Annotated in this window: 2 protein-coding genes; both read right to left on the bottom strand. The window is 68.8% G+C overall.

Features of this window, described 5'->3' with window-relative positions:
• Positions 1 to 70: 70 nt before the first annotated feature.
• Positions 71 to 865 carry an IS21-like element helper ATPase IstB gene (gene istB, locus M878_RS91105; protein WP_023549754.1) on the bottom strand — a complete coding sequence of 265 codons (795 nt, stop codon included), beginning with the start codon at positions 863 to 865 and terminating at the stop codon, positions 71 to 73.
• A complete protein-coding gene (gene istA / locus M878_RS91100) occupies positions 865 to 2115 on the bottom strand; it encodes an IS21 family transposase (protein WP_023549753.1) in 1251 nt (416 codons plus the stop codon). The genes istB and istA overlap by 1 nt, the downstream gene beginning before the upstream one ends.
• Between the last annotated feature and the right edge of the window lie 93 nt (positions 2116 to 2208).

Below are 2208 nucleotides of genomic sequence, written 5' to 3'. Positions count from 1 at the left end.
GTCGGCGACGGCTGAATTGTGAGCCACTGCCGACGGACGAAAAGTGACCCCCTACGTCTGTTGATGTTGGTCATTCCCCGGTGTTGGCTGCGGGAACCCGTCCGAGGTCGCGGCCGCGCATGCGGTAGCTGTCGCCCTTGAGTGAGATGACTTCGGCGTGGTGAACGAGGCGGTCGATCATGGCGGCGGCGACAGTGTCGTCGCTGAAGACCTCGCCCCAGCGGCCGAAGGGTTTGTTGCTGGTCACGATCACCGATGCCCGTTCGTAGCGGCCCGAGATGAACTGGAAGAAGAGGTTCGCCGCCTCGGGTTCGAAGGGGATGTAGCCGACCTCGTCCACGATGATCAGCGGGATCCGGCCCAACCGGGTCAACTCGTCACTGAGCCTGCCCACTTGGTGTGCTTCGGCCAGGCGGGCCACCCACTGGGCGGCGGTGGCGAAGGCCACCCGGTGGCCGGCCTGGCAGGCCCGGATGCCGAGCCCGGTGGCCAGGTGGGTCTTGCCGGTGCCGGGCGGCCCGAGGAAGATGACGTTCTCCTTGCCGACGACGAAATCCAGCGTCCCCAGGTGAGCGATGACCTCGCGTTTCACAGACCGCTGGTGATCGAAGTCGAAGTCCTCCAGTGACTTGCGGGAGGGGAAGCGGGCCGCCCGGACGCGTCCCTCGGCGCCATGCGAATCGCGGGCGGCGACCTCCCGCTGCAGGCAGGCCGCCAGATACTCCTCGTGGCTCCAGCCCTCGTCACGGGCCCGTTCGGCGAGCCGGGTGGCCGCATCCCGCAGGGCCGGGGCCTTCAACGCCTTGGTCAGATAGACGAGTTCGGAGGAGACGTCACGGCTGTTCGCCGTCTGCTTGGCGGCCATCACGCGACTCCCTCGCCGGTGCTGAGGCCGCCGTCGATGACACCGAAGATCCGGTCATAGGTATCCAGCGACCGCTCTTCGACTTCCGTGGTCATCGTCGGTGCCGCCTTCTTGTCGACGGCCGCCTTGCGGGCGGCAGCGGCAGCCGCCGCGTGATCGGGGTCGGTGATGGTCTGATGGCGGGCCCAGCTGCGGGCATGACGGGCGACCTCGACGCCGTCGCAGGTCACCAGGACCTGGTCCAGGTCCGCGGCGACCTCGATGCGGCGGCCGACGGCCAGCGGATGGACCGAGTAGTCGCAGGTGTCCAGGCGGACATAGTGATCCCGCGGCAGCCGCAGCGATGCCTTCCACCAGCCCGGAGGGGCGATCGGCGGCAGGGCGAGCATGCGAGAGCGGTCGGCCTCCAGCCGGTCCGACGGACGGGCCTGCAAGGTGCGGTGGATGCGCCGGTTGGCCCTGGTCAGCCAGTCGGCGAGCTGGATGTTGAAGTCCGCCGGCGAGGTGAACACCCGCCCGGGCAGAAACGACGTCTCCAGATAGCCGTTGGCCCGCTCGACCAGACCCTTGGCCTCTGGATCGCGTGGCTTGCAGAGCAGGAACTTGATGCCCAGCAGACCGGCGAACGCGGCGAATTCGTCGGTGAGTTGGGGGCCGCCGGACCGCCATGAGCCGACGGCTCCCTCGTTGTCCCAGACCAGCACCCGCGGGACGGCTCCCAGCTCGGTCAGCAGCCGCCAGTGCCCGGCGATCAGGTCGGCGGCCGACCTGGAGGGCAGCATCCGTGCGGTGATCCACCGCGAGTAGCCCGCGACCATCACCAGCACCGGCGGCCGCCCCACCTGGCCGAAGCCGAGTGGGATGTCGGCGGGCGGGAACCACAGGTCGCACTGGCCGATCTCGCCCGGCTCATAGACCGTCCGCGAGGCCGGATCCGCAGGCCGGTAGGCCGGCCGCAGGTCCCGAATGCGGTCTTTGAGCACGGTCAGGCCCCGGTCCCAGCCGATCCGCTCGGCGATCACCGTCGCCGGCATCTCGGGCCACTGCTCGAGCAGCTCGCGGATCTGCGGTTCGACCGCGTCCACGATCGAGCCCTTCGGCGCCCGCTGGTACTTCGGCGGTGCGTCGTCCGCGATGGCCCTGCGAACGGTGTTCCTCGAGATCCCCAGCTTCCTCGCGATCGCCCTCACCGGCATCTGCTCGGCCCGGTGAAGCCGACGGATCTCCGCCCAGTCCTCCACGCTGATCACCACTCCTCCCGGTCTGACTCAACGAGCCAGACCCCTTGGAGGGGGTCAACTTTCAAGCGTCGCTACTGGTCCACTTTTCAGCCGTCGCCGACA

It is taken from the genome of Streptomyces roseochromogenus subsp. oscitans DS 12.976 (assembly GCF_000497445.1).
Taxonomy (GTDB): Bacteria; Actinomycetota; Actinomycetes; order Streptomycetales; family Streptomycetaceae; genus Streptomyces; species Streptomyces oscitans.
The sequence above is the reverse complement of the archived record's forward strand: the minus strand, read 5'-3'. Positions and strand labels throughout refer to the sequence as shown.